Raw genomic sequence first — 23536 nt, 5'->3', positions numbered from 1 at the left:
GGTCCCGGCGGACGGGTGCACGACGGGGACCGGCCCGCTGGACCGAGGACCGGGCCCCCCGTACCGGGGACCCGTGCCCTCGTACTGCCCGGTGCCGCCGGACTGCGGTCCCGGACCGCCGGGCTGGTGCGTCGGGCCGCCGGGCTGGTACGCCGAGGCGCCCTGCGGACCACCCTCCTGCGGCCACCCGCCCTGCTGCCAGCCGCCCGGCGACCAGCCGCCGGACGCCGGGTCACCCGCCGCGGGGCCGGCGTCGGACCGGTACGCGCCCGGCGCAGGGCCGTCCGGCGGGGGACCCGGCTGCGCGGGAGCGGCCTTCTGGACGGCGATCGACTGCGTGTGCGGCTCGTCGTCCGCGGGCCGGTCGCGCGGGGGCTGGGTCACTCGGGTCCTCTCCACCTCACCGCCCCGGACCGGCGGCGGGCGTGCCCGCCCCCGTCCGGGTCGGGTCGTCGGACCACCGTATCGACGTCGGCTGGCAACGGCCCCCGCACCCGCCACCCCGCCGCCTCCCGTCCGCCCGCCCGGTCGGTCGGCGCAGGAACCGACACGAACTCCCCGCCAAGATGGCCATCTTGGCGGGAGGGCGCGAGGGGTGGTGCCTGCTCGGCGGGGGGCGGGGGGAGGGGAGCCTAGGGTCGCAGGGGTGACAGCGCGGGCGAGCATCGTGGTGACCGGCACCGAGGTGCTGACCGGGCGGGTGGCCGACCGCAACGGCCCCTGGCTGGCCGAGCAGCTGCGGGTGCTCGGTGTCGACGTCGGCCACGTGGTGGTGGTCGGCGACCGGCCGGGCGAGGTGCGGGCGGCGCTGGACTTCCTGGCCGGCACCGGGGTCGACCTGGTGGTCACCAGCGGGGGGCTCGGCCCGACGGCGGACGACCTCACCGCCGAGGTCGTCGGCACGTGGCAGCACCGCCCGTCGGAGGTCGACCCCGAGCTGGAGCACCGGATCGCGGCCGTCGTCGAGCGGTTGAGCGCACGGCGGAACTGGCGGGTGGACCCGGCCGCTGCGGCGGCCGGCGTCCGCAAGCAGGCCCGGGTGCCCGCGGGTTCCACGGTGCTGGAGCCGGTCGGCACCGCCCCGGGGCTGGTCGTGCCGCCGGCCGCCGGGCGCAGCGGGCCGCTCGTGCTGGTGCTGCCCGGCCCGCCCTCGGAGCTGCAGGGCATGTGGCCGGACGCGGTCGCCGACCCGACGGTGCAGGCGGCGCTGGGCGCGCGTGTCGAGCTGCGGCAGCAGACGATCCGGCTGTGGGGCACCCAGGAGAGCACGCTCGCGGTCACCCTGCGCCGGCTGGAGAGCGCGCTGGACGGACTGGAGGTGACCACCTGCCTGCGCGACGGCGAGCTCGAGATCGTCACCCGGTACGCCCCGGACGCCCAGCCGCGGTACGACGCGCTGCTCGCCGCGGTCCGGGACGAGTACGCCGGCACGCTGGTGTCCACCGACGGGTCCACGGTGGACGACCTGGTGGCCCGGGCGCTGGCCGACGGCGGGCTGACCGTCGCCACGGCCGAGTCGTGCACCGGCGGGCTGCTGTCCGCCCGGCTCACCGCCCGGGCGGGCTCCTCCGGCTGGGTGCTCGGGGGCGTCACGGCCTACGCGGACCCGGCCAAGCAGCAGCTCCTCGGCGTGCCCGCCGAGCTGCTGGCCCGGGTCGGCGCGGTGAGCACGGAGGTCGCGGCCGCGCTGGCCTCCGGGGCGCGCGAGACGTTCGGCGCCGACGTCGGGGTGGGCGTCACCGGCATCGCCGGGCCGGGGGGCGGCTCCGAGGCCAAGCCGGTGGGCACCGTGCACCTGTGCGCCGTCGGCCCGGACGGGACGCGCGAGCGGTCCCTGGTGGTGCCGGGTTCGCGCCAGGCCGTGCGGGAGCGCACGGTCACGGTCGCGATGCAGCTGCTGCGGTCGCTGCTGGCCGGTGGCCCGCCGGCCTGAGCGGCCCGCTCAGTCCTCGTCGTGCCGGGGTTGCCGGGGGGTGGGCGGGTCGAGGCGCGCCTCGCGGGGGGGCGGGCCGTCCTGCGACTCCGGCACCCCGGCCGACAGCCGGGCCCACACGTCCTTGCGCCGGCCGTCCACGCACCAGCCGTGCGCCCACGCGAGCTCGGCCACCAGGTAGAGGCCCATGCCGCCGAGCGAGGGGTCCCGGTCGACGGCCGGCACCGGCGGGCGGTCAGGGGCCTCGTCGCTGAGGCTCAGCAGCCAGCCGTCCTGCTCCACGACGACCAGGGCGGTGACCTCGCCGCCGCCGTGCCGCAGCGCGTTGGAGGCGAGCTCCTCGAACACGAGGAACAGGCCGTCGCGGGCGTCCTCGGAGCTGTTCAGGATCACCGAGGGGTGGGTCACCCGGGCCCGGAGATCGCCGCGCACCCGGGTCAGGTGGCTGATGGCGGGCAGGCTCCACCGCCACACGTCACCGGAGACGGCGGGGACCGGCGCCGGCGACCACCTCGACTGGGCCATCTGCTGAGCCTCCCGGGAACGGTGTGCGGCCACGGTCGGCCGGCGCGGTGCCGACCGGGCCCCCATCTTGACGGTCGGGGTCACGAACCGCAGGAGGGAGGACGGGGGACGCCGACCGCGCAGGTTGCCGGGGCGACGTCCGTGGGCAGTATGCCGTCATGGCATCGACCCTCACGCTGCACGCCACCGGCCCGGTCGCGCCCGCGGAGGCGTGGGAGCGCTACGCCCTGCCGCGCCGCTGGTCGGAGTGGTCGCCGCACATCCTCGGCGCCGACGCGAGCGCGCCGCGGATCGCCCCGGGGGTGACCGGGCGCGTGCACGGTCCGCTCGCCGTCCGGGTGCCGTTCACGGTGCTCCAGGTCGACGGGGCCGCCCGCTCGTGGACCTGGGAGGTGCAGGCCGGGCCGGTCCGGCTGACACTCGAGCACTGGGTGGCCGGGGCACCCGGGGGCGGGTCGACGACCGGGCTGCGGATGCGCGGTCCGCTGCCCGTGCTGGCCGGCTACACACCGCTGGCCCAGCTCGCCCTGCACCGGCTGGTGACCATGGACCCGGGTCGCCCGGGTACCCCGGCGGAGCCACCCCCGGGGCCGCAAGCGTACGGGTGAACCGGGACCGCACCCCACGACGAACTACATGGATGTGACTCCTGGGGCGTGACTCGTCGCACAGGTCGGCCATGCCACTCACGCTCTGTATGCAACACGCTGCGACAGCGCGTTGCCGCTCCCTTACTCCCTGAGATCGCGCGAAGGTTGCCAGGAAGGCCCGGCCTCGGATCCCCACAGATCCGACGCCACACGGGGTGGGGGAACGGCCGGGGAGGCAGACATCCGAGGAACTCCGATGCCGCATGCCCGCGTCATGCGACGGCGGACGTCGTCGTGCTGACCGTCGAGGTGGCGAGCCCGGACATGCATGAGCCGAACCTGGGCAGCGCGGCACTGGACGCGCTGCCCTCGCCGACAGTGGTGATGGAACCCGGCGGGCTCATCGGCTGGGCCAACCGCGCGTGGTGGGAGGCCGGCGAGGCGCTGCTGCCGAAGGGCGTCGAGCGCCGCGGGGAGGGTGCGGACTACCACGCGGCCATGGCCCGGGTGCTGCCCACCTCAGACTGCTCGGCCATCCGAGCCGGCCTCTCCGCGGTGATGGACGGCTCGACCGCCTGCTTCCAGTACGAGTACTCCTGCTCCATCCGCTCGGGCCGTGCCTGGTTCCACCTGGAGGCCTCCCGGATCGACGACGCGGGCAACATCGTGATCACCCACACCGACGTGACCCGTCGGGTGTCGGACGAGAAGACGCGCGCCTGGCAGGCGGGGCTGGACCCGCTGACCGCCCTGCCCAGCCGCGCCCGGCTGTACGGGCTCGTCGCCGATGCCCTCTCCGGGCCGCAGCCCTGCACCGTGCTCTACCTCGACGTCGACGGTTTCAAGACCGTCAACGACTCCCTCGGCCACCAGGTCGGCGACCTGCTCATCCGGGTGCTGGCCGACCGCCTGGGCCGCCGGGCCCGGGTCAGCGACGTGATGGGCCGCCTCGGCGGCGACGAGTTCCTGGTGCTGGCCTACGACTGCGACGGGGAACGCGGCCTGGCCCTCGCCGAGGACCTGCGCGGCGCCTTCGCCGAGCCGTTCGCGCTGGCCGGCATGCGCCTGTCGCTGACCGCGAGCATCGGCGTGGCCAGCTCCGCCGGCCGCACGGGCAGCGTGGACGCCGACACCCTGATCGGGGACGCCGACGCCGCGCTGTACGCGGCGAAGGGCGCCGGCCGCGACCGCGTCCACCTGTTCACCCGCGAGCTGCGGGACGCCGCGCGCTGGCGGCTGGAGGTCGCCACGAAGCTGGCCGACCCGGCCACCTACGACCAGCTCGAGGTGCACTACCAGCCGATCATGCACCTGCCCAGCGGCAAGGCCAGCGCGCTGGAGGCGCTCATCCGGTGGCGGCACCCGGAGCGCGGGCTCATGATGCCCGACTCGTTCATCCCGGTCGCCGAGGAGACCGGCGCGGTGGTGCCGATGACCCGCTGGTTGCTCGACGAGGTCATCCGGCAGACCACCGAGTGGGCGGTCGAGGGCGTCGACGTGAGCGTGGGCATCAACATCAGCGCCTGCCACCTGAGCTCCGGGACCCTGGTCGCCGACGTCCGCCGGGCGCTGTCGGCGCACGACCTGCCGGCCGACCACCTGGTGCTCGAGCTCACCGAGACCAGCATCGCCGAGGACCCGGTGCGCGGTGGTGAGCAGATGCGCGAGCTGGTGGCCATGGGCGTCCGGCTGGCGATCGACGACTTCGGCACCGGCTGGTCCACCCTGGCCCGGCTGCTCGCCATGCCGATGGACACCCTGAAGCTGGACCGGTCGCTGCTGCAGGGTGTTTGCGCCTCCGACGGGGTCGACGTCATGTCGGCGATCGTCGCGCTGGCCGACAGCCTGCGGCTGCGCTCGACGGCGGAGGGCGTGGAGACCCTGGACCAGCTGCGGATGGTCAGCGAGGCCGGCTGCGACTACGCACAGGGGTGGCTGTTCGCCCGGGCGATGCCGGCCGCCGACCTGGGCCGCTGGATGAAGGCGCGGGTGGCCGACCCGTCCCCGTGGCTGGACACCGCCTGACCCCAGTGCGGGCGCGTCGGCGCCGGCGGTCGTCCGCACCGGGCGGTCCGGTCGGGCAGACTGCGGTGGTGACTGACGTCGACGACGGTGCAGGGCAGCGGGACGACCCGACCGGGGGTGGGCGCGCCGCGCTCGACCTCCTGGTCTGGGACGCCCCGAACATCGACATGACGCTGGCCAACGTGATCGGCGCCCGGCCGACCCCGGCGTCCCGGCCGCGCTTCGACGCGATCGCGTCCTGGTTCGTCGAGGGGGCCGGCGACCCGGACGCACCCGGGGCGCCCGAGGTCGAGGCCTGCGTGTTCGCCAACGTGCCGCCGCAGCACGTCACGTCCCTGCAGCGCTGGGTGGAGGCGCTGCGCAGCTTCGGGTACGCCGTCTTCGCCCGGCCCAAGAGCCAGCCGGACGACGACATCGACCAGTCCATGCTCGACCACATCGACGTGCGGGCGCACAGCCACGAGCTGCGCCGGCTGGTGGTCTTCTCCGGGGACGGGCGCAACTTCGCCGAGCCACTGGAGCAGCTGGCCCGCGGTGGCACCGAGGTCGTCGTGGTCGCGTTCAGCGAGGTGGCGGGCTACGCCATCAGCTCGGAGCTGCTGCACTTCATCGACATCGAGGACGTGCCGGGCGCCTTCGCGGCCCCGCTGGACCGGGTGCGGCTGGACGCGCTGCCGGTCGACGGTGCCTGGCTGCGGCCGACCAGGAGCCTGCGCGAGGCGGCGATGTCGTTCCTCAACCGGCGCGGCTGAGACGCCGGGCCCAGCCGCCGGGCTGCACCCGCTCCCGCTCACCCGCGGGGGTGACGAGGGTGCCGCGGCCCTGCTCTCGGGCCGCGGTGCACCGCATCCTGGGCAGGAGCGGACCGTCCCCTGCTTCCCCCGCAGTGGGGACGGTCCGCTCTCCCCTGGTCCGCCGGAGGTCAGCTGACCGTGGTCGGGGTGGTGGCCGCCCCGGCGGCGACCGTGCTGTCGGTGGCGGTGTTGTTCTTCAGCACCGTCCCCCGCATGACCTCCTCGGGGCGCTGCTGCTCCCCGGCGTAGGAGCTGATCGCGACCAGCGCACCGGTCAGCGCCGGGATGACCCACTGCAGCTTGTCCAGCTGGGCCTGGGCTGCGGCGGCGTCGGAGCGGGTGCGCTTGGTGGGCTTGGTGCCCGACTTGGACGGGACGGCGCCGGCGGCGGACACGCGCTGGCCGAGCACCCGGCTGTAGCCGGTGACGGCGAGGGCGGCGACGGTCAGCGCGGTCTTCGCGGTGGACATGCCGGCCACGCCCTGCTGCTGGGCGATGCGGGTCTTGTTGGCGCCGAGCTGGCCGACGCTGCCGACGAGGTGGGCACCGATCGCCAGGGCGTTGACCGGGGTCCAGCGGTCCCAGCCGGCGTTGGCGACGGCGCCGGTGCGGGAGTCGCTGCCGGCCTCGGCCGCCGCGGCGTTCAGGGCGACGGCGTTGGCGAGCGTGCCGCCGAACCAGGCCGCGAGACCGACGTCGTGCAGCTGGCGGGAGAGGGTGTTGCGGGCCATGGGATGAACTCCTGGTGACGAGACTGTGGGGCACCAGCGCACTACCCGCTGTGGCGAGCCCACACCCGTCGTGTGCCACCGAGTTGGCGGGACGTGGTCAGGCCCCGGTGCGCAGCCGGTCCTCGTAGTCGGCGAGGTAGCGCGCCGCGAGGTCCCGGATCTTGGTGTTGGTCTGCTGGGACGTCGACTTGAGCACGTCGAAGGCGGCGTCGGCCGAGATGCCCTGCCGGCCCATGATCAGGCCCACGGCACGCGAGATCGTCGAGCGGCTCTCCATGCCCTCGGCCATCTGCCGCGAGGTGTCCTGGTGCCGGGCCAGCCGGGCCGCCACCACCAGCGCGCCGGTCGCCTGGTCGGCCCACTGCCGGGCCCGCGCCTCGTCCTCGGCGCCGAAGGCGTGCGGTCGGCGGGCGTAGAGGTTGAGCGCGCCGCGGCCCTCCTGGCCGATCACCAGCGGCAGCGACAGCGAGGCGGCGACGCCGACGGCGCTGGCCCGCTGCGGGAACGGCGACCAGCGCCGCTCGGCCGCCATGTCGTCCACGGTGACCACGGCACCGCTGCGCATCGCGTCCAGGCAGGGGCCGGTGTCACCGTCGTACTGCAGGGCGTCGGCGTGCGAGGCCAGCTCGTCGCTGCTGGCCACGGTGACCCCGTGCCGGTTGCGCTCCAGCGTGAGGCCGCACGAGGCGGCGTCGGGGGTGTGCTCGACCACGTCCTGGATCACCTGCTGCAGGAAGGCGGTGAGGTCGTCGGTGTCCGCGAGCAGCCGCAGGAAGTCGACCCGGCCGCCGTCGTGGTGCGGCCCGGATGCCTCGGTCACGGGTGGTTCGCCTCTCGTCCTGCCGGTGTCGGGCCGTGGGCTGGCCCGGACCGACGGGTGGCGCCCAATCTAAGTGCGCTCCACCGGACCCGCAACGTCTCGGTTGCCCGGCGAGTTCACGTCGTACTCGGACCGGCGGGCGGCATGCCCTGGACGTCGAGTCTGGCCAGCAGCCCGGTGAGCTCCAGCGGTCCGGTCACCACCCGGCTGGTGGCGATCACCCGGACGTGCTTGCCGTGCGCCTCGGGGTGCTGGCTCAGCCAGACCAGTGCGGTGACCCCGGCGGAGCCGAAGAAGGTCACGCCCTCCAGGTCGACGGTGAGCACCTCGCGCGCCTCCCGCAGGGCGCGCAGCAGCGCCTGCTGCAGGGCCGGGTTGGTGGCGGCGTCGAGCTCCCCGGCCACCGCGGCGACGACGTCCCCGTCGTCCGGGTGCCGGAGCTCGACCGAGAACGGCAGGTCGTGCGGGTCCGTGCTGGTCGTCGCTATGACGGGCCTCCTGGAGGCTGCGGCCGCGTCCGGCGTGCCGCCGGACCGTGCCCCCATCGTGCGTCGCGGCCCTGCCGCCTGCCACCCGGGCTGCCCGCTGCCGGGGCGCGGCGGTCAGCCGGTCAGCCCGGCGATCCGGGTCACCAGGAACTCCACGGCGGCGGCGCTGTCCACGCGCTCGGCGACCTCGACCGCGCTGGGCCGGTCGGACACCCGGCGCCGGTCGACCAGGGTCTGCCCCCGGGCGGCCCCCTGCGTGGTGTCCACGACGACGTCGCGGCGCACCGTGGTGAGGGTGCCCGGGACGATCGCCTCGGTCACCGCCAGTGCGTCGTGCACCACCACGCCGTCCACGCCGTAGGCGGTCCGCGCGAAGTCCGCGTAGTGCCCCAGGATCGCCGCCGCCCGGGCGCCGATCGGTCCACCGGCGGCCATCCGGGCCGTGCCGGCGTCGTCGAGCACCGTCGGCAGCGTGACGTCCAGCCCCACCATGACGGTGGGCAGCGTGGAGGTCAGCACCGCATGGGCGGCCTCCGGGTCGGCCCAGATGTTGAACTCGGCGGCGGCGGTGGTGTTCCCACCGCGGGTCGCCGAGCCGCCCATGAACACCAGCCGGCCGATCCGGGCCGCCGCCTCCGGGTACACGGCCAGCAGCAGGGCGATGTTGGTCAGCGGGCCCACCGGTGCCACGGTGACCGGCTCGTCGGAGCTCATCAGCAGCTCGGCCAGGGCGACGACGGCCGGCCGCGGGTCCACCGTCGCCGGGGACGGCGGCAGCTCGACGCCGCCCAGGCCGGTGACGCCGTGCACGTGCCCGGCGCGCTCGGGCACCGGGTGCACCAGCGGCCCGGCGGCGCCGGCGGCGACCGGCACGTCGCTGCGCCCGGCCAGGTGCAGCACCCGCAGCGCGTTCTCGGTGGTCTGCGCCAGGCCGACGTTGCCGTGCACGGTGGTGACGAGCCGGAGGTCGACCTCCGGGCTGGCCAGGGCCAGCAGGATGGCGAGGGCGTCGTCCACGCCCGGGTCGGTGTCGATCACGAGCGGGATGCGGGAGGTCACGCGGCCATCCCACCAGAGCGCCGCCACGGCCGGGCCGCGCGCACGGGTCCGGCCGCCCCCACCCGCGACCTGCCGCGCCGGGCCCGGGTCGGCCGGGGCCGGCCCGCGCGGCGCCCCGGACGAGACCCGACACGCCGGGACCCGGTACGTGCCGCCGGGGTGACCGACCGTCGCTGACCGATGAAACCGCAGGTCGGGGGCGAGCAAGTCGACTTGTGGGTGCCGGGGGAGGCGCTCACCGGCCCGCCGGCGGGGCGGGCACAACGGTTGGGTCACGCGCCTTCCAGAGCGTGTCCCAGGAGGCGAGCGCGGGGTGTCCGGATCCCTATCTTTCTCCTCGACCGCAGTCCCTTCCCCGGCTGCGGCCACTTCTTCCCCGGAGAGAACGCCATGGCGATCCGCCGCACCACCGACAGCCCCACGGGCGACCTGTCCACGGCCACACCCCGGCCGCGGACCTCGTCCGGCACGCCTCTCTCCGGTACCGGCACCCCGGACGGCGGCCGCACCCCCGGCCACGCCCAGCGCACCGGCGCGACCCGCCGGGACGGCTCGGCCAGGGCGGGGTCCGGGGGCCGAGCAGGAGCGACCGACGGCGCCGCCGTGCTCGCCCGACCCTCCGAGGCCCGCCGCCCCCGCCCGGCGGCGCCCCGTACCGGCACCACCGGTGCGCCGGTGACCAGCAGCCCGGACCGGCGCCGCGCCGCGCCCGCCCCGTGGGTCCCGGCGCGCACCGTGGCGGCCCGCCCGGCCGAGGCCCGCCCGGCCCGGCCGGCCCTGGCCCAGCGCCAGCGGGGCCCGCTGCAGCCCGAGCAGCTGCCCGCGGTGTTCGTCCCCGCCTGGTCGCCCTCCGGGTCCACCGTGCTCTCCCGCGGCACCGACGCCGGGACGCGCACCCCGGCCCGGCACGCCGTGCCGACGGTGCACGCCACCCCGCGCCGCGGGCTGGCGGCGCGGCTGCGCGGCGGCTGGCGCGCCCTGGGCTCCTGGGGCTCCGGGCCGGACGGCGCCTGGCTGGCCTGGAACCGGCCCCCCCAGCCGGTCGTGCACCGGCTCGTGCTGGACGGACCCGACCCGGTCACCGCCCGGCACCGGCACCCCGACGACGACGACCCCGCCCCCGTCCGTGAGCGGCCGAGCGCCCCGCTGACGCCCCCGCCCGCGAAGGCGGCCGTCCCCGCCGGCTCGTCCGGCTGGCCGGCCGGGCTGTCCCGGCGCGAGGTGTGGGTGACCCGCCGGGACCGCCGCCCCGGCCCGTTCCGGTCGCCGGGCACGGGTGGGGTCCGGGGGCAGGGCGGGGTGACCAGCCCGTTCCAGCTGCGCCCCGGCTCGCCGACGCCGCTGGCCCCGGCCCCCGCCCGGCACGACGCCGCGGTGTCCGGGACCCGGCTGGTGCCGGCCGCGCCGCCGGCCCCGGCCCCCGCCCGCGTCGTGCCCCGCCCGGCCCCGGCCGCGCTGCGGCACACCACCGTCGCGCCGCGACCCTCGGCGCCCGCCCTGCGCGCCCCGGCGTCGCCGGCCGGCACCGCACGCCTGCTCGCCGGCCGTGCCGCGGCGCACCCGCCGGTGCAGTGGACCGGGCGGATGGCCGCCCGCGACGTGTGGCAGCCCTCCGGCCACGCCTCGCACCAGCCGTACCGCCCGCCCGCGGCCCCGCAGCCGACCCTGCAGGCCTGTGGCCTGCCCGCCCCCCGACGGTCCGCCGTCGTCACGCTTATCGTGCGGGAGTGTTCACCACCCGACCGGAACTCTCGGGCACGTTCGGCATGGTCGCCTCCACGCACTGGCTCGCCAGCGCCGCTGGGATGGCCGTCCTCGAGGGCGGCGGCAACGCCGTCGACGCGGCAGTCGCTGCCGGCTTCACCCTCCAGGTCGTCGAGCCGCACCTCAACGGCCCGGGCGGGGAGGTCCCCGTCCTCTTCGCCCGCGGGGACGGGCGGGGGCAGCCGGGCGGGGCCGGGTCGGGGCCCACCGTCCTGGCAGGTCAGGGGACAGCCCCGAGCGCTGCGACGATCGCTGCCCACCGCGATCTCGGCCTCGACCTGGTCCCCGGGACGGGACTCCTCCCGGCGACGGTCCCGGGCGCCGTAGGCGCCTGGCTGACGCTCCTGCGCGACCACGGCACCCAGCCGTTGGACGCCGTCCTCCGCTTCGCCATCGAGTACGCAGAGACCGGCCACCCCGTGCACCCGCGGGTGGCCGCGACCGTGGCCTCGGTCTCCGAGCACTTCCGCACCCACTGGCCCACTTCGGCCGCCACCTGGCTCACCTCCGACGGAGCACCCCCCGCCGCCGGCCGCCTGTTCCGCAACCCGGTCCTCGCCTCGACCTACCGCCGACTGCTCGTCGCAGCGCGCGGTGCCACCCGAGAGGCTCAGATCGACGCGGCACTGGCTGCCTGGTACCAGGGGTTCGTCGCCGAGGCGATCGACGAGTTCTGCCGGTACCCCGTGATGGACGACTCCGGTCGTGCGCACACCGGGTTTCTGACCGGGCAGGACCTCGCAGGGTGGACGCCGACGTACGAGGCACCGGTCACGCTGGACCGGGGTGGATGGACGCTCGCGAAGGCCGGCCCCTGGTCGCAGGGACCCTCGCTGCTCCAGGCGCTGGCGATGCTGGACGGTGATCCGGCAGTCGGGTCGTCCGACCGGTCACCCGGTACGCCTTTCGTCACGGCCGAGTTGATCCACAGCTGTGTGGAGTCGGTCAAGCTGGCGATGGCCGACCGGGAGGCCTGGTACGGCGACCCCGGCACCTGGGGGCCGCTCGGCGGGGACGTCGTGGACGTCCCGGTGGAGGCGCTCCTGTCCCAGCAGTACACCGCCGAGCGGCGGGCGCTCATCGGGGAACGGGCCAGCACCGAGCTGCGGCCCGGGTCACCCGACGGGCGCCCGCCACGGCTCCCTGAGCTCGCCGTCCGCGCCGCGAGCGGGACCGCTCCGTCACGACCGGCCGCGGCCGGCGTCGGGGAGCCGACGGTCGCCCGGGCCGACGCGGACGTCGTCCCCGGCGTGGACTCCCGGACCGGCGAGCAGTCGGTCACCCCGCAGGGCACCACCCGCGGCGACACCTGCCACGTCGACGTCGTCGACCGCTGGGGCAACATGGTCTCCGCCACCCCGTCCGGGGGCTGGCTGCAGAGCTCCCCGGTCATCCCGTCACTGGGCTTCGCCCTGGGCACCCGGGGGCAGATGTTCTGGCTGGAGCCGGGCCTGCCCAACTCGCTGGCGCCGGGCAAGCGGCCGCGCACCACGCTGACCCCGTCGCTCGCGCTGCGCGACGGGGTGCCCGCGCTGGCGTTCGGCACGCCCGGCGGCGACCAGCAGGAGCAGTGGCAGCTGTGCTTCTGGCTGGCGCACACCGCCGGCGGGATGGACCTGCAGCAGGCCATCGACTCCCCGGCCTGGCACACCACCAGCTTCCCGTCGTCCTTCTACCCGCGGGACATGACACCGGGCGAGGTCGTCGTGGAGGACCGGGTGGGGCCGGAGGTGATCGCCGAGCTGCGCCGCCGCGGCCACGACGTCACGGTGTCCGGGCCGTGGTCGCTGGGCCGGCTGTCGGCGGTCTCCCGTGACCCGGAGACCGGCGTCCTGCGCGGTGCGGCGAACCCGCGCGGCATGCAGGGGTACGCCGCCGGGCGCTGACCGGGCCCCGGCGTTGACACTGCTTCGCCGATGTCCTCAGATGTGCTCACCAACCGGTCGTGCACAGCGGACACAGGGGACACGCACATGCGCAGCAGGCTCACCACTCTGGCCATCGGGACCGCGGCACTGGTCGCCGCGGGGCTGGTCGCCCCGGGCACGGCCGGCGCCATCACCGGCGGCACCGAGGACCTCGCCAACAGGTACTCCAACGTCGGGCTGATCCTGTTCTACGACGACGGCGTGCGGTACCGCTGCACCGCCACGCTGGTCCAGCCCGACGTGCTGCTCACGGCCGGGCACTGCACGTTCGGCACGTCCGGCGGCACGATCGTGACCTTCGACCCCGACGTCGCCCGCACCCCGACCGAGGCCGCCGCCGAGATCCCGACCGCGGCCGACCCGGCGCTCGGCTTCCAGCCCGGCGACCTCGGGGCGGACGACGGGGAGTGGCGGATCGGCACCGCGTCGACGCACCCCGCCTACTCCGACTTCACCGACCTGGACAACTGGAACGACGTGGGCGTGGTGCAGCTGGCCGAGCCGGTGGCGGGCATCACGCCGGCGTCGATCGCCGACCGGGGCGCGCTCGACGAGGTGGCGCAGCCGGCGCTGAACAAGACGGCGGTGACGGTCGTGGGCTACGGCACCGAGGTGCGCAAGCCGGTGGCCGGCCCGCAGAAGCCGACCCCGATGAGCTACCCGATCGTGCGCCGCTACACCGACGCGATCGGCCAGAAGCTGACGCCGCAGATCCTGCAGACCAACGGCAACGAGAACGACAACCGCGCCGGCGGCGGCTCCTGCTTCGGTGACTCCGGGGGCCCGTCGTTCCTGGACGGCGACATCGTCACGGTGACCAGCTACGGACGCACCGACAACTGCCGGTACATCGACGGCCTGCAGCGGGTGGACATCGGCGTCGTGCAGGACTGGCTGGCGACGTTCGGCGTGACGCCCGCCGCCTGACGGACCGCGCCCGGCCCCGTCCCGCCGCGGGCGGACGGGGCCGTCAGGCGGGGGGCGCGGGTGCCGGCCAGGGCAGCACGGCCCAGACGGCCTTGTGCCCGGCGCGCACCTGCCAGCCGTGGTCGACGGCGAGCTCGGCGATCAGGTACAGGCCGAGCCCGCCCTGGCTGGGGTCGCGGTCGACGGCGGGTGTGGGCGAGGTGTGGGCGTCGTCGTCGCAGACCTCGACCAGCCAGCCGCCGGTGCAACCGCGCACCGAGGAGACCACCCCGCCGCCGCCGTGCCGCAGCGCGTTGCTGGACATCTCGTCGAAGGCGAGCACCAGCTGGTCGGTCGCGTCGGCCACCGCGTCCGGATCGCGGTGCTCCCCGGCGCCGACCAGGTGACGGCGGAGCTCGGCCCGCACGCGGGGCAGGTCGCTCACCCGGGCCAGTGACCAGCTCCACCCCGCCCCGACCGCGGGGGCCGCAGCAGGGGACCACAGGCGCCGGTCTGCCCTCCCGGCCACCTGGTCTCCCTGCCTCGTTCCGGGTGCCGCCGCCATGACCCGTCGGCAGGTGCTTGCGTTCATCACCCAGTTCCCAAACACATTGTGATGCACCTCATGGAAAGCGGCGCATCGTCGGCCCCGGGTGAGAGGGTGCTCGCGTGCGGTGGGGACGGGTCGAGGTCGCCGGACCGCTCTGCGGACCGGCAGCTCCGGGGCAGCCCCGGGCACGGCAGGGAGCCTCCACCACCACGACGCAGGCGTGTCGCTGCGCTCCGCGCAGGTCAACGCCCGCACGACGGGACTGGCCGAACCGCCCCACCGCACCCCCTGCCCGGTGAGCACCGACCGCGGCCAGGAGGTCGCCCGGGCGCTCGCCGACGCGTTCCTCGGCGCACCGGTGTGGCTGCCCTCGGCCCTGCTGGCCCGCGCCGAGCTGGTGATCGGCGCCCGGCCGCCCTGGCTGGCGGCGGTCGCCGTCACCGCGGCGACGGCGTACCAGGAGCCGCCGAGGGACGCCCCCGGCGAACTGGCCGGGTTCCTCGCGGCCAGCTCGGCGCTGGAGGCCGGGCTGCTGGCCGGCAACCCGACGGTCACCGCCCGGGGCAGGCGCCGCCGGGCGCCGGTCCGGGTCGTGCGCCGGCTGCCCGCCAGCACCGCGATGGGCCGCACCCGCTGGCCGGTCGTCCCGCTGGACGACCTCGGGGACCTGGCCCGGCTGCTGGACGTCGACCCGGGACACGTGGCCTGGTACGCCGACGGACAGGGCCGCCAGCGCCTCGACCCGCCGGGCCGGCTGCACCTCTACCGCCGCGCCTGGCTGCCCCGGCCCGGCCGCACGCCCCGGCTGCTGGAGGTGCCCACGCCGCGGCTGCGCCGGGTGCACCGGCTCGTGCTCGACCAGGTGCTGGCACCCGTGCCGGCGCACCCCGCGGCGCACGGCTTCGTGCCGGGGCGCAGCGCGCTGACCGGGGCGCGGCAGCACGTCGGGGCCGGCGTCGTCGTCTCGATGGACCTGCTGTCGTTCTTCGCCACCGTGCACGTGCGCCGGGTGTACTGGGTGCTGCGCACCGCCGGGTACCCCGAGCCGGTGGCCTCCGCGCTGGCCGGCATCTGCACCGTGGCCACCCCGGTCGCCGACCTGCGGGCCATGCCCGCCGGCGGCGACGACCAGGAGCGGTCGGCGCTGCGCCGGGCGCTGGCCGCACCGCACCTGCCGCAGGGCAGCCCCAGCGCGCCGCACCTGGCCAACCTGTGCGCGCAGCGGCTGGACCGCCGGCTCGCCGGGTACGCCGGCTCGGTCGGCGCCGTCTACACGCGGTACGCCGACGACCTCACCTTCTCCGGGCGGTTCCGGGCGGGCCCGCTGATCAGCGGGGTGGGTGCGGTGGTGCGCGAGGAGGGCTTCCGGCTGAACGTGGACAAGACGCGGGTGCGCGGGCGGGGCAGCCGGCAGTCGGTCACCGGCATCGTGGTCAACGAGCGGCCGACCGTGCCCCGCCCGGAGTACGACGCGCTGCGCGCCCAGCTGTTCAACGCCGCCCGCCGGGGCCCGTCGGCGCGCGACCTGGCCGAGCACCCCGACCTGCGCGCGCACCTGACCGGGCGGGTGGCGTGGGTGGCCCAGCTGGACCCCGAGCGGGGACGGCGCCTGCGGGCGCTGCTCGACCGGGTGGACTGGTCCGGGCCGGCGTCGTGAGCTCCATCGACCCGGCGCGGGTGCGGCCACCCGCGGCGGTGGGGGAGCGGCGGCTGCTGGTGCTGCTCGCCGGCCTGGGCGCCCTGGCCGGTGCGGCGGCCAAGGCGGCCGACGAGTCGCCGTGGCGGTGGGCCGCCGACCTGGGCACCTTACCGGCGGCCTGGGTGCTCGCGGTGGCGCTGCTGGCGCGGGGCGCGGGCAGCGCGCGGGCGGCCGCCGTCCGGTCGGCGGTGTTCTTCTGCGCCATGACGGTCGCCTACTACTCCTGGGCGGCCGGCGTGCTCGACTTCGGCTGGAGCGTGCAGCTGCCGCTGTGGCTGCTGCTCTCGGTCACCGCCGTGCCGGCCTTCGGCGTCACCGTCTGGACGGCGACGCGGCGGGCCGGCGCGCTGCCCGGGCTGCTGCTGGCCTTCGCGGGTGCGGTGACGCTGGCCCGGGGTGCGGTCGGCCGGCTGTGGGCGCAGGCGCTGTCCGAGCAGCTGGGCACCCGGCCGGTCCAGCTGCTGGCCGACGTGCTGGTGGCGGGGTTCGTCGTCCTGGTGCTGCCCGGGCACCGCTCCACCCGGCGGTGGGCGGTGGCGGCGCTGGTGCCGCTCACCCTGCTGGTCCGGCTGGCGCTGGACGCCCGCGGGTGAAGCGACACCCACAGGTGACACGACAGCAGGGGGCATGCCGCCGGCTACGCCGTCCAGGCATACCAGAGCGTGGTGCGGGCCGGGTCCCGGCTGTCCGGGCGGGTGCCGATGGGTGTGAAGCCGAGGCGCCGCAGGATCCGGTGGCTGGCCTCGTTCGGCAGCTGTGCGTTGCTGCCCACCCGGCGCAGGCCCCGCTCCTCCCGCGCCCAGCGCAGCACCTCAGCTGCCGCCTCGAACCCGTGGCCCTGGCCCCAGGACAGCCGGCCGTAGCGGTAGCCGAGGTCCCACTCGGCCGGGTCACCGCCGTCGTTCGACGACGGGTACAGGCCACAGACGCCCAGGACGGTGCCGTCGCAGGTGCGCACCACCAGGAACTCGTCGTCCAGCCGGCCCTGCGCGGTCGCCCGCTCGATCGCGCTGTCGAGGTCGGCGCGGGTGAACCCGTCGCGTCCCGCCCCGACCCAGTGCCAGACCTCCGGGTCGTCCCAGGCGGTGACCAGGCCGTCCCGGTGTGCCTCGGTGGTGAGTGCCCACGGCAGCAGGGTCAGCCGGGCGGTGGTCAGCGGTACGGGCACCGTGCGAGTCGACCACGGCCTCCCGGCCGGTGTCGACGACCCGGGTGTCGGCCGGCGGCGAACACTCAGTCCGTGAGCAGCCCCGCGCGGCACCAGCCGGTCGCACGCCGTGGCGGCGTGGTGCACACCTGCGCGCGGAGCCGCGGATGAGTGCCGTCCGGGACGAGGTGACCGCGCGGCTGCGGGCCGCCGGGTGCGTGTTCGCCGAGGAGGAGGCCGACCTGCTGCTGGTGGCCGCGGCGTCGCCGGCGGAGCTGGACGGACTGGTCCGTTCCCGGGTGGCCGGTCTGCCGCTGGAGCACCTGCTCGGCTGGGTCGAGTTCTGCGGCACCCGCATGTCGGTGGGCCCGGGGGTGTTCACGCCCCGCCGGCGCACCCGGTTCCTGGTCGCCGAGGCCGTCGCCCGCTGCGCCCCGGGCGCCGTCGTGGTGGACCTGTGCTGCGGGTGCGGTGCGGTGGGTGCCGCGGTGGCCGCCCGCGTGCCGGGCGTGCAGTTGCACGTCGCCGACGTCGACCCGGTCGCCGTCGGGCACGCCCGGCGCAACGTCGCCGCGTTCGGCGGGCAGGCCCACGTCGGCGACCTGTACGAGGCGCTGCCCGCCGGGCTGCGCGGCCGGGTCGACGTCCTGGTGGTCAACGCGCCGTACGTGCCCAGCGACGCGATCGCGCTGATGCCGCCCGAGGCGCGCGACCACGAGCCGCACACCGCCCTGGACGGCGGGGACGACGGCGTGCACGTGCAGCGCCGCGTCGCCGCCGGCGCCGGGGAGTGGCTGGCACCCGGGGGACACCTGCTGGTCGAGACCGGGCAGGACCAGGCTCCGCTCACCGTGCGGGCCGTCCGGGACGGCGGCCTGGACGCCCGGGTGCTGACCTCCGACGAGCTGTGCGCCACCGTCGTGGTCGGCGCGCGCGTGCTCTAGCGTCCCCGGGCGTGACCTCCCGCGCGAGCTACGGCGTCGACGGCTGGCCCTACGTGCTCGGGCTGGCCGGCTCCGGTGCGCTGACGTCGCTCGGCGCGGTGCTGGCCGCGCGGGCCGGCCGCGGCCGGTGGGCGGGTGCGCTCGCGGTCGCCGCGGCCGGCGCCCTGGTGCCGGCCGGGCTGGGCGTCGACTACGTGCGCAGCGGCAAGCTGCTGCTCCGCGACCGGCTGCTGGACGCGGTGACCTGGCGCGGCGACGAGGTGGTGCTGGACGTCGGGTCGGGCGCCGGGCTGCTCGGGCTGGGCGCCGCCCGCCGGGTGCCGCGCGGGCGGGTGCACTGCGTGGACCTGTGGGTCGGCACCGACCTCTCGGGCAACGGGGTGGACCGGTTGCGCCGCAACGCCCGGCTGGAGGGCGTCGCCGACCGGGTCGACGCGCGCACCGTCGACGCCCGGGAGCTCGACCTGCCCGACCGCAGCGTCGACGTCGTGCTCAGCAGCCTGTGCCTGCACAACATCGACGACGCCGGCCGCCGCCGGGCCGCCGGCGAGATGGCCCGGGTGCTCGCACCCGGCGGGACCGTCGCGGTCAGCGACCTGGCCGGCACCGACGACCTCGCGGCGTGGTTCACCGCCGACGGTCTGCGCGTGCTGCGGCACGAGCGGGTCCCGCGCACCTTCCCACCGCAGCGCTGGGTGCTCGCCGAACGGCCCCGCTGAGTCGATGAGGCCCGGGACGACGTCCTGGCCGCGCACGCCGGTGCCCACGGGCGCACCCCTCAGGCCTGAGCGGCGGCTGCCGGCTCCCTCCGGGAGCGGCTGGCGCTGCTGGTGAGCAGGCCGACCAGCGCTGCGGCCACCACCACGACCAGCGCGCTGCGCACCCCGGAGCCCTCGGCGACCAGCCCCACCAGCGGCGGCCCGCCGAGGAACGCGCAGTAGCCGATCGACCCGACCACCGACACCCGGACGGCGGCGTGCGCGGGGTCGTCGGCAGCGGCGCTCATGCCCAGCGGGAAGCCCAGCGACGCCCCGACGCCCCACAGGGCTGCCCCGGCGACCGCGCCCGGCAGGCCGGGTGAGACCACGACGGCCAGCGCCCCCGCGGCGACCACCGCCGCGCTGACCCGCAGCACCACCACCCGGCCCAGCCGGTCGACCACCGTGCCACCGACCAGCCGCCCGAGGGTCATCGCCGCGACGAACACGCCGAACACCGCGGCGCCCAGCGCCTCGGTGGCGTCGTAGCCGTCGACCAGCGCCAGGGCCAGCCAGTCGTTGGCGATGCCCTCGCAGAGCGCGAACGCCAGCACCATCACGCCGAGCAGCAGGGTGTGCGGCTCGCGCCACGCCGACAGCGCCGACGGGCGGGGGCCGGCCGGTGCGGTGCCGTCGTCCGGGGGTGCGGTGACGGGCAGGAACGCCCGGGCGGCGAGCACCGCGCCCAGCACGACCGGGGTGGTGAGCAGCAGCTGCACCTGCAGCGGGACGTCGATCGCCGCGCAGCCGCTGCCCACGCCTGCGCCCAGCACGGTGCCCAGGCTGAAGCCGGCGTGGAAGCGGGGCATGATCGTGCGGCCCAGACGGCGCTCGACGTCGGCGGCCTCGATGTTCATCGCGACGTCCCAGGTGCTGGTGCCCAGCCCGAGCACGAACAGCCCGGCGCCGACCAGCGCGGCGGTGGCCGTGGCCAGCCCGAGGGCCATGGTCAGCGACCCCAGCACCACCGTGAGCACGCCGCCGACGACCGCGCGTGACGCGCCGACCCGGGCGACCAGCGCCCCGGACAGCGGCAGCGCGACGAGCGCGCCGGAGGACACGCAGAGCAGCAGCAGGGCCACCCCGCCGGCACTGAGGTCCAGCGCGCCGCGGATGGCCGGCACGCGGGCGGCCCACGAGGCGAAGGCCAGCCCGTTCAGGGTGAACACCACCCCGACGGCGACCCGTGCCCGGTCGACCCGGGCGGCGCTGTGCTCGGCGGTGGTCGGCTGCTCCACGGTGCGGTCCCCCGGTGCGGTACGTGTCGACCAGCCTGGTGCCGAATCGATTCGGCACTCACTGTCGGGGGTGGTCCCGTACCTTGTCAAACCGATTCGGCAACACCGGCGGACGGAGGGTGCGGTGCGGCAGCGAGCCCGGCTGGAGGACGTCGCCGCGCGGGCTGGGGTGTCCCCGTCCACTGCCTCCGTGGCGCTCTCCGGTGCCGGCCGGGTGGCCGCGGCCACGCGCGCGCGGGTGCAGGCGGCCGCGGCCGAGCTGGGCTACAGCCCGGACCCGGTGGCGGCCTCGCTGCGCAGCGGCAGGTCCGGCGTCGTCGGGGCGGTCGTGGGCGAGCGCCTGCTGTACGCGTTCCGCGACCCGGTGGCCGTGCAGCTGCTCGACGGCCTCACGGAGGAGCTGAGCCGGCTCGACGTCGGCCTGCTGCTGCTGGCCGGTGACGCCATGCGCTCGGGTCCGAGCCCGGCCCAGCTGTCCCGGTTGCCGCTGGACGCCGCGGTGTTCGCCACCTGCGGCCTGGAGGACGACCCGGCGTTCACGCTGCTCCAGGCCCGCGGCGTCCCGCTGGTCGCCGTCGAGGGCCCGGTCGCCGCCGGGGTGCCGCTGATCGCCATCGACGACGAGCGGGGCAGCGCCGAGCTGGCCCGGCACCTGCAGCGGCTGGGCCACGCCCGGGTCGTCGTCGTCACGCTGCCGATGCGGCTGGACGGCCGGCGGGGGCCGGTGGACGCCGAGCGGCTGGCGCGCGGGGTGTACCGGGACGCCCGCCGGCGGCTGGTCGGGCTGCGCTCGGTGCTGCCGGGTGCCCCCGCGGTGGAGGCGGCCGGCAACAGCGTCGAGGAGGGTGAGGCGGCGGCACGCCTGGTGCTCGACGTGCCCGCCGCGGATCGACCGACCGCACTCGTCGCGCAGAGCGACGTGCTCGCCGCCGGCGCGCTGCGGGCTGCCGCGGACCTGGGCCTGCAGGTGCCCGGCGACCTCAGCGTGGCCGGCTTCGACGGTGCCGACCTGCCGTGGCTGGCCCCGGTGCGGCTGACCACGGTCGTGCAGCCGACCGCGGCGAAGGGCCGCGCCGCCGGGCATGCGGTGGCCGAGCTGCTGGCCGGGCGCACCCCGGCCGACGTGGAGCTGCCGGTCGAGCTGCGCCCGGGCACCACCACCGGCCCGGTGCCGCCCGGCTGACTCAGGGTGTGGGCACCGGCCGGCGGCGGGCGGTCCACAGCGGGCCGGTGACCAGCCACACCGCCAGCACGACGCCCAGGACGGGGAAGAAGTCGCGCAGTGCCGTGGTGTCGGTGCCATCCGGCACGACCAGCAGCAGGCCGCCGAGCACCGTGGCGGCCACGGCGGCGGCCAGCAGCGCGAGCCGGAACGACCGCCACTCCAGGGCCTGCCGGGCCGGGCTGCCGGCCGGCGGGCGAGGGGCCGGCGGCGGCCCGCCGGCGAACCGGTGGGCCACCCGGACGTCGGCCCAGCGCACCATGTCGTGCCCGAAGGCCACCGAGAAGCCCAGGTACAGCGCGGCCAGGCCGTGCGCCGACTCCGGTTCTGCCCCGCGCCCGAGGTCGACGGCGGTGAGGACCAGGAGGACGACGTCGACCAGGGGCACGCAGACCAGCAGGGCCGCCCCCAGCCGCGGACGGCGCAGCACGTAGCGGGCCAGCAGCCCGGCGCCCAGCACGACCCAAAAGCCGATCTCGCAGGCGATGATCGCGGCGATCATCCCGCACCCCCTCGTTCCGACACAGTTGTGCTGGAACCATAGCAGTACAACTGTGTTAGAAAAGGGGCGTGCCGAGGACCGTCGACCGCGAGGCGCGCCGCCGCGAGCTCGCCGAGGCCCTCTGGCGGGTGGTCCGCCGCGAGGGCATCGACGGCATCTCGGTGCGCTCGGTCGCCGCCGAGGCGGGCACCAGCGCCGGCGCGCTGCGGCACTGGTTCGCCACCCAGGACGAGCTGGCCGCGTTCTCGCTGCGCGCCGTCGTCGACCGGGTGGGGGAGCGGCTGGCGGTCTCGCTGCCCGGGCTGGCCGGTGTGGAGGCGGCACTGTTCCTGCTGGAGCAGATGCTGCCGCTGGACGAGCAGCGCCGGGCCGAGACCGAGGTGTACCTGGCCTTCCTCGGCCGGCCGCACGCCGAGGGGCCGCTGCGGGAGATCCGCGGGGTCGCCGAGGCCGCCAGCCGGCAGGCTGTCGCGGCGGCGGTGCGGCTGCTGGCCGGGGACGGTGGGCTGCACCCCGACCGCGACCCCGCGTCGGCGGTGGACCTGCTGTACCCGCTGGTCGACGGGCTGGCCCTGCACAGCACGCTGTGGCCCGACCGGTACCCCGCCGAGCACGTGCGCGCCGTGCTGCGCGCGCACGTGCACGCGCTCGCCGGCCCGCCCTGAGTCGCCGTCGGCAGTCCGGGGTCACCGTCGGCACGGCAGGACGCGCGGTCGGTGAGCCGTGGGTGCCGCTGGCAGCCGAGGACGCCGCCGTCACCGCCCTGGCGCAGGCCCAGCGCGCGAGGGAGGCCCGCGCGGAGGAGCACGCCGCTGGCTGGCTGCCGACACCGCCTGGGGGCCGCGATCGCCGCCGAACGGCTCTCGCCATGGCCCCGGAACTCAGCAGACGTCGGGTGAGTCCTGGCCGCTGTGGGCGTTGGGTGGGCGGCCCGGCACGAGGCGTGTGGAGAACCAGTCGTTCAGCGACGCTGCCGTGCCCACGCCTTCAGGCACGTGATCGTGGACGAGGTGATCAGCGCGACACCGACGTACAACAAGAGGTTGCTCGCCGGGACCAGCGCGACGATCGCCAATCCCAGTACTGCCCCCAGGATCGCAATGGCCGATGTTCGCTTCTCGGCACCTTGCATCGGCGGCATGGGCAGGGTGTTCACCAGTCTTCCCTCCAGTACGAAGGCGTCGTGCGCGAGCTGACGATTGATGTGATGCTGGCCGTCGATGCGGGCCGCTCACCGTCCCGCTGTGTTGCGCCAGGGGGGACAACCAGTCCAGAAGGGACTGGACCACGGCGACCCCGACGGACGTGATGAGTGTGCAGGTGGCCGAGTTCGAGGAACACCACTGCTGCACGGCGTCGTGACCCTGTTCGATCTCCGACCAGACGTCCCTCTTCCCCTGGGGGTACTGGATCTTCAGGACCGGGGTGTTGTTCTCGAAGAGCCAGTAGTACTGACCTCCACAGGTCCGAGGGTCCTTGCCGGTCCATTCGGTCTGCGTCGTGCCGAAGCCGCACACCGCGTAGTTGCCGTCGGCGACCGACGCCGAGGCTGGCTCGGCCATGCTGACCGCCCTGCAGAGACGAGCGGGGCCGCCAGCCCAGCAATCGAAGACCTCATCGCACGATGCATCGCCGGAACTCCACTGCGGTCTGCAAGCTCGGACTCAGAGTGACAACCAGGTGGTTGCGCCGTGCAATCTGCCGCTCTCTGTCGATGTGTGCAACCCGCGCTCATGGCGTGTGGAGAAGCTGTGAGATCTCGGTGAGCTCCTACAGGGGGAGATGGGCAAGGGCTCCGGGTCTCGGCATCGCGCGCACAGAGAATGGGACTGCCCAGTCGTCAGTTGACTTGGATCGATCGGGCGATCAGGGCCGCGTGAGCGGCTGGGGTCAGCGTCTCGAACTCGATCGGG

At 76.1% G+C, this 23536-nt stretch carries 22 protein-coding genes; 12 read left to right on the top strand and 10 right to left on the bottom strand.

Annotation, left to right across the window (positions count from 1 at the left end):
• Positions 1-646 precede the first annotated feature (646 nt).
• Entirely contained in the window at positions 647-1933 is a 1287-nt protein-coding gene (locus tag G1H19_RS14495) for a competence/damage-inducible protein A (RefSeq protein ID WP_162393360.1), read from the top strand.
• Between the two features lie 9 nt (positions 1934-1942).
• Here the strand turns inward: G1H19_RS14495 and G1H19_RS14490 are convergent, their stop codons facing one another.
• Entirely contained in the window at positions 1943-2458 is a 516-nt protein-coding gene (locus G1H19_RS14490) for an ATP-binding protein (protein ID WP_235910168.1), read from the bottom strand.
• Positions 2459-2616: 158 nt separating this feature from the next.
• Between G1H19_RS14490 and G1H19_RS14485 the strand changes: the two genes are divergently transcribed.
• From G1H19_RS14485 to G1H19_RS14475, 3 genes are all read left to right on the top strand, one after another.
• Entirely contained in the window at positions 2617-3066 is a 450-nt protein-coding gene (locus G1H19_RS14485; protein WP_152731520.1) for an SRPBCC family protein, read from the top strand.
• Positions 3067-3342: 276 nt separating this feature from the next.
• Entirely contained in the window at positions 3343-5073 is a 1731-nt protein-coding gene (locus tag G1H19_RS14480) for a sensor domain-containing protein (protein WP_152731519.1), read from the top strand.
• Positions 5074-5141: 68 nt separating this feature from the next.
• Positions 5142-5825: an NYN domain-containing protein gene (locus G1H19_RS14475; RefSeq protein WP_235928254.1), complete on the top strand. Its 684-nt coding sequence runs from the start codon at positions 5142-5144 to the stop codon at positions 5823-5825.
• Positions 5826-5995: 170 nt separating this feature from the next.
• On the opposite strand, the gene G1H19_RS14470 is transcribed toward G1H19_RS14475, so the two are convergent.
• The 4 genes from G1H19_RS14470 to G1H19_RS14455 form a co-directional block, all read right to left on the bottom strand.
• Complete coding sequence (locus G1H19_RS14470) at positions 5996-6598, bottom strand: hypothetical protein (protein ID WP_152731518.1); 603 nt, start codon at positions 6596-6598, stop codon at positions 5996-5998.
• A gap of 97 nt (positions 6599-6695) precedes the next feature.
• A complete protein-coding gene (locus G1H19_RS14465; RefSeq protein ID WP_152731517.1) occupies positions 6696-7418 on the bottom strand; it encodes a GAF and ANTAR domain-containing protein in 723 nt (240 codons plus the stop codon).
• A 116-nt stretch (positions 7419-7534) separates the two neighbouring features.
• On the bottom strand, positions 7535-7963 hold the full coding sequence (locus G1H19_RS14460; protein WP_152731516.1) for an STAS domain-containing protein: 429 nt from the start codon (positions 7961-7963) through the stop codon (positions 7535-7537).
• Between the two features lie 57 nt (positions 7964-8020).
• On the bottom strand, positions 8021-8965 hold the full coding sequence (locus tag G1H19_RS14455) for a nucleoside hydrolase (protein WP_162393358.1): 945 nt from the start codon (positions 8963-8965) through the stop codon (positions 8021-8023).
• 1727 nt (positions 8966-10692) lie between these two features.
• On the opposite strand from G1H19_RS14455, the gene G1H19_RS14450 reads away from it, so the two are divergent.
• Both G1H19_RS14450 and G1H19_RS14445 read left to right on the top strand, forming a co-directional pair.
• A complete protein-coding gene (locus tag G1H19_RS14450) occupies positions 10693-12615 on the top strand; it encodes a gamma-glutamyltransferase family protein (RefSeq protein WP_162393357.1) in 1923 nt (640 codons plus the stop codon).
• Positions 12616-12702: 87 nt separating this feature from the next.
• A complete protein-coding gene (locus tag G1H19_RS14445; protein WP_152731515.1) occupies positions 12703-13584 on the top strand; it encodes a trypsin-like serine protease in 882 nt (293 codons plus the stop codon).
• Positions 13585-13627: 43 nt separating this feature from the next.
• Here the strand turns inward: G1H19_RS14445 and G1H19_RS14440 are convergent, their stop codons facing one another.
• A complete protein-coding gene (locus tag G1H19_RS14440) occupies positions 13628-14008 on the bottom strand; it encodes an ATP-binding protein (protein ID WP_235928251.1) in 381 nt (126 codons plus the stop codon).
• Between the two features lie 400 nt (positions 14009-14408).
• Between G1H19_RS14440 and G1H19_RS14435 the strand changes: the two genes are divergently transcribed.
• Complete coding sequence (locus tag G1H19_RS14435; RefSeq protein ID WP_152731514.1) at positions 14409-15770, top strand: reverse transcriptase family protein; 1362 nt, start codon at positions 14409-14411, stop codon at positions 15768-15770.
• A complete protein-coding gene (locus G1H19_RS14430; protein ID WP_152731513.1) occupies positions 15767-16405 on the top strand; it encodes a hypothetical protein in 639 nt (212 codons plus the stop codon). Before G1H19_RS14435 ends, G1H19_RS14430 begins: the two co-directional genes overlap by 4 nt.
• Before the next feature lie 44 nt (positions 16406-16449).
• Here the strand turns inward: G1H19_RS14430 and G1H19_RS14425 are convergent, their stop codons facing one another.
• Complete coding sequence (locus tag G1H19_RS14425) at positions 16450-16980, bottom strand: GNAT family N-acetyltransferase (protein ID WP_162393355.1); 531 nt, start codon at positions 16978-16980, stop codon at positions 16450-16452.
• Between the two features lie 146 nt (positions 16981-17126).
• On the opposite strand from G1H19_RS14425, the gene G1H19_RS14420 reads away from it, so the two are divergent.
• Both G1H19_RS14420 and G1H19_RS23335 read left to right on the top strand, forming a co-directional pair.
• Positions 17127-17903: a putative protein N(5)-glutamine methyltransferase gene (locus G1H19_RS14420; protein WP_152731511.1), complete on the top strand. Its 777-nt coding sequence runs from the start codon at positions 17127-17129 to the stop codon at positions 17901-17903.
• A gap of 11 nt (positions 17904-17914) precedes the next feature.
• Positions 17915-18622, top strand: coding sequence for a class I SAM-dependent methyltransferase (locus G1H19_RS23335; RefSeq protein WP_152731510.1), 708 nt, complete (start codon positions 17915-17917; stop codon positions 18620-18622).
• 59 nt (positions 18623-18681) lie between these two features.
• Here G1H19_RS23335 and G1H19_RS14410 read toward each other — a convergent pair whose 3' ends face one another.
• On the bottom strand, positions 18682-19899 hold the full coding sequence (locus G1H19_RS14410; protein WP_162393354.1) for an MFS transporter: 1218 nt from the start codon (positions 19897-19899) through the stop codon (positions 18682-18684).
• Between G1H19_RS14410 and G1H19_RS14405 the strand changes: the two genes are divergently transcribed.
• On the top strand, positions 19823-21082 hold the full coding sequence (locus tag G1H19_RS14405; RefSeq protein ID WP_268895999.1) for a LacI family DNA-binding transcriptional regulator: 1260 nt from the start codon (positions 19823-19825) through the stop codon (positions 21080-21082). The genes G1H19_RS14410 and G1H19_RS14405 overlap by 77 nt on opposite strands.
• Position 21083: 1 nt before the next feature.
• On the opposite strand, the gene G1H19_RS14400 is transcribed toward G1H19_RS14405, so the two are convergent.
• On the bottom strand, positions 21084-21623 hold the full coding sequence (locus G1H19_RS14400; RefSeq protein ID WP_152731508.1) for a hypothetical protein: 540 nt from the start codon (positions 21621-21623) through the stop codon (positions 21084-21086).
• 68 nt (positions 21624-21691) lie between these two features.
• Between G1H19_RS14400 and G1H19_RS24600 the strand changes: the two genes are divergently transcribed.
• The gene (locus tag G1H19_RS24600) at positions 21692-22288 is read left to right on the top strand and encodes a TetR/AcrR family transcriptional regulator (protein ID WP_152731507.1); all 597 of its coding nucleotides are present in this window, start codon (positions 21692-21694) and stop codon (positions 22286-22288) included.
• A gap of 296 nt (positions 22289-22584) precedes the next feature.
• On the opposite strand, the gene G1H19_RS14390 is transcribed toward G1H19_RS24600, so the two are convergent.
• On the bottom strand, positions 22585-22779 hold the full coding sequence (locus G1H19_RS14390; RefSeq protein WP_152731506.1) for a hypothetical protein: 195 nt from the start codon (positions 22777-22779) through the stop codon (positions 22585-22587).
• Between the last annotated feature and the right edge of the window lie 757 nt (positions 22780-23536).

Source organism: Goekera deserti, assembly GCF_010685995.1.
GTDB lineage: Bacteria > Actinomycetota > Actinomycetes > Mycobacteriales > Geodermatophilaceae > Goekera > Goekera deserti.
The sequence above is the reverse complement of the archived record's forward strand: the minus strand, read 5'-3'. Positions and strand labels throughout refer to the sequence as shown.

Excerpts from the sequence above, each read along its gene's own strand:
- G1H19_RS14460 (WP_152731516.1), bottom strand. The coding sequence starts at position 7,963 with ATGGGGGCACGGTCCGGCGGCACGCCGGACGCGGCCGCAGCCTCCAGG.
- G1H19_RS14485 (WP_152731520.1), top strand. The coding sequence starts at position 2,617 with ATGGCATCGACCCTCACGCTGCACGCCACCGGCCCGGTCGCGCCCGCG.
- G1H19_RS14400 (WP_152731508.1), bottom strand. The coding sequence starts at position 21,623 with ATGATCGCCGCGATCATCGCCTGCGAGATCGGCTTTTGGGTCGTGCTG.
- G1H19_RS14470 (WP_152731518.1), bottom strand. The coding sequence starts at position 6,598 with ATGGCCCGCAACACCCTCTCCCGCCAGCTGCACGACGTCGGTCTCGCG.
- G1H19_RS14490 (WP_235910168.1), bottom strand. The coding sequence starts at position 2,458 with ATGGCCCAGTCGAGGTGGTCGCCGGCGCCGGTCCCCGCCGTCTCCGGT.
- G1H19_RS14420 (WP_152731511.1), top strand. The coding sequence starts at position 17,127 with ATGAGTGCCGTCCGGGACGAGGTGACCGCGCGGCTGCGGGCCGCCGGG.
- G1H19_RS14445 (WP_152731515.1), top strand. The coding sequence starts at position 12,703 with ATGCGCAGCAGGCTCACCACTCTGGCCATCGGGACCGCGGCACTGGTC.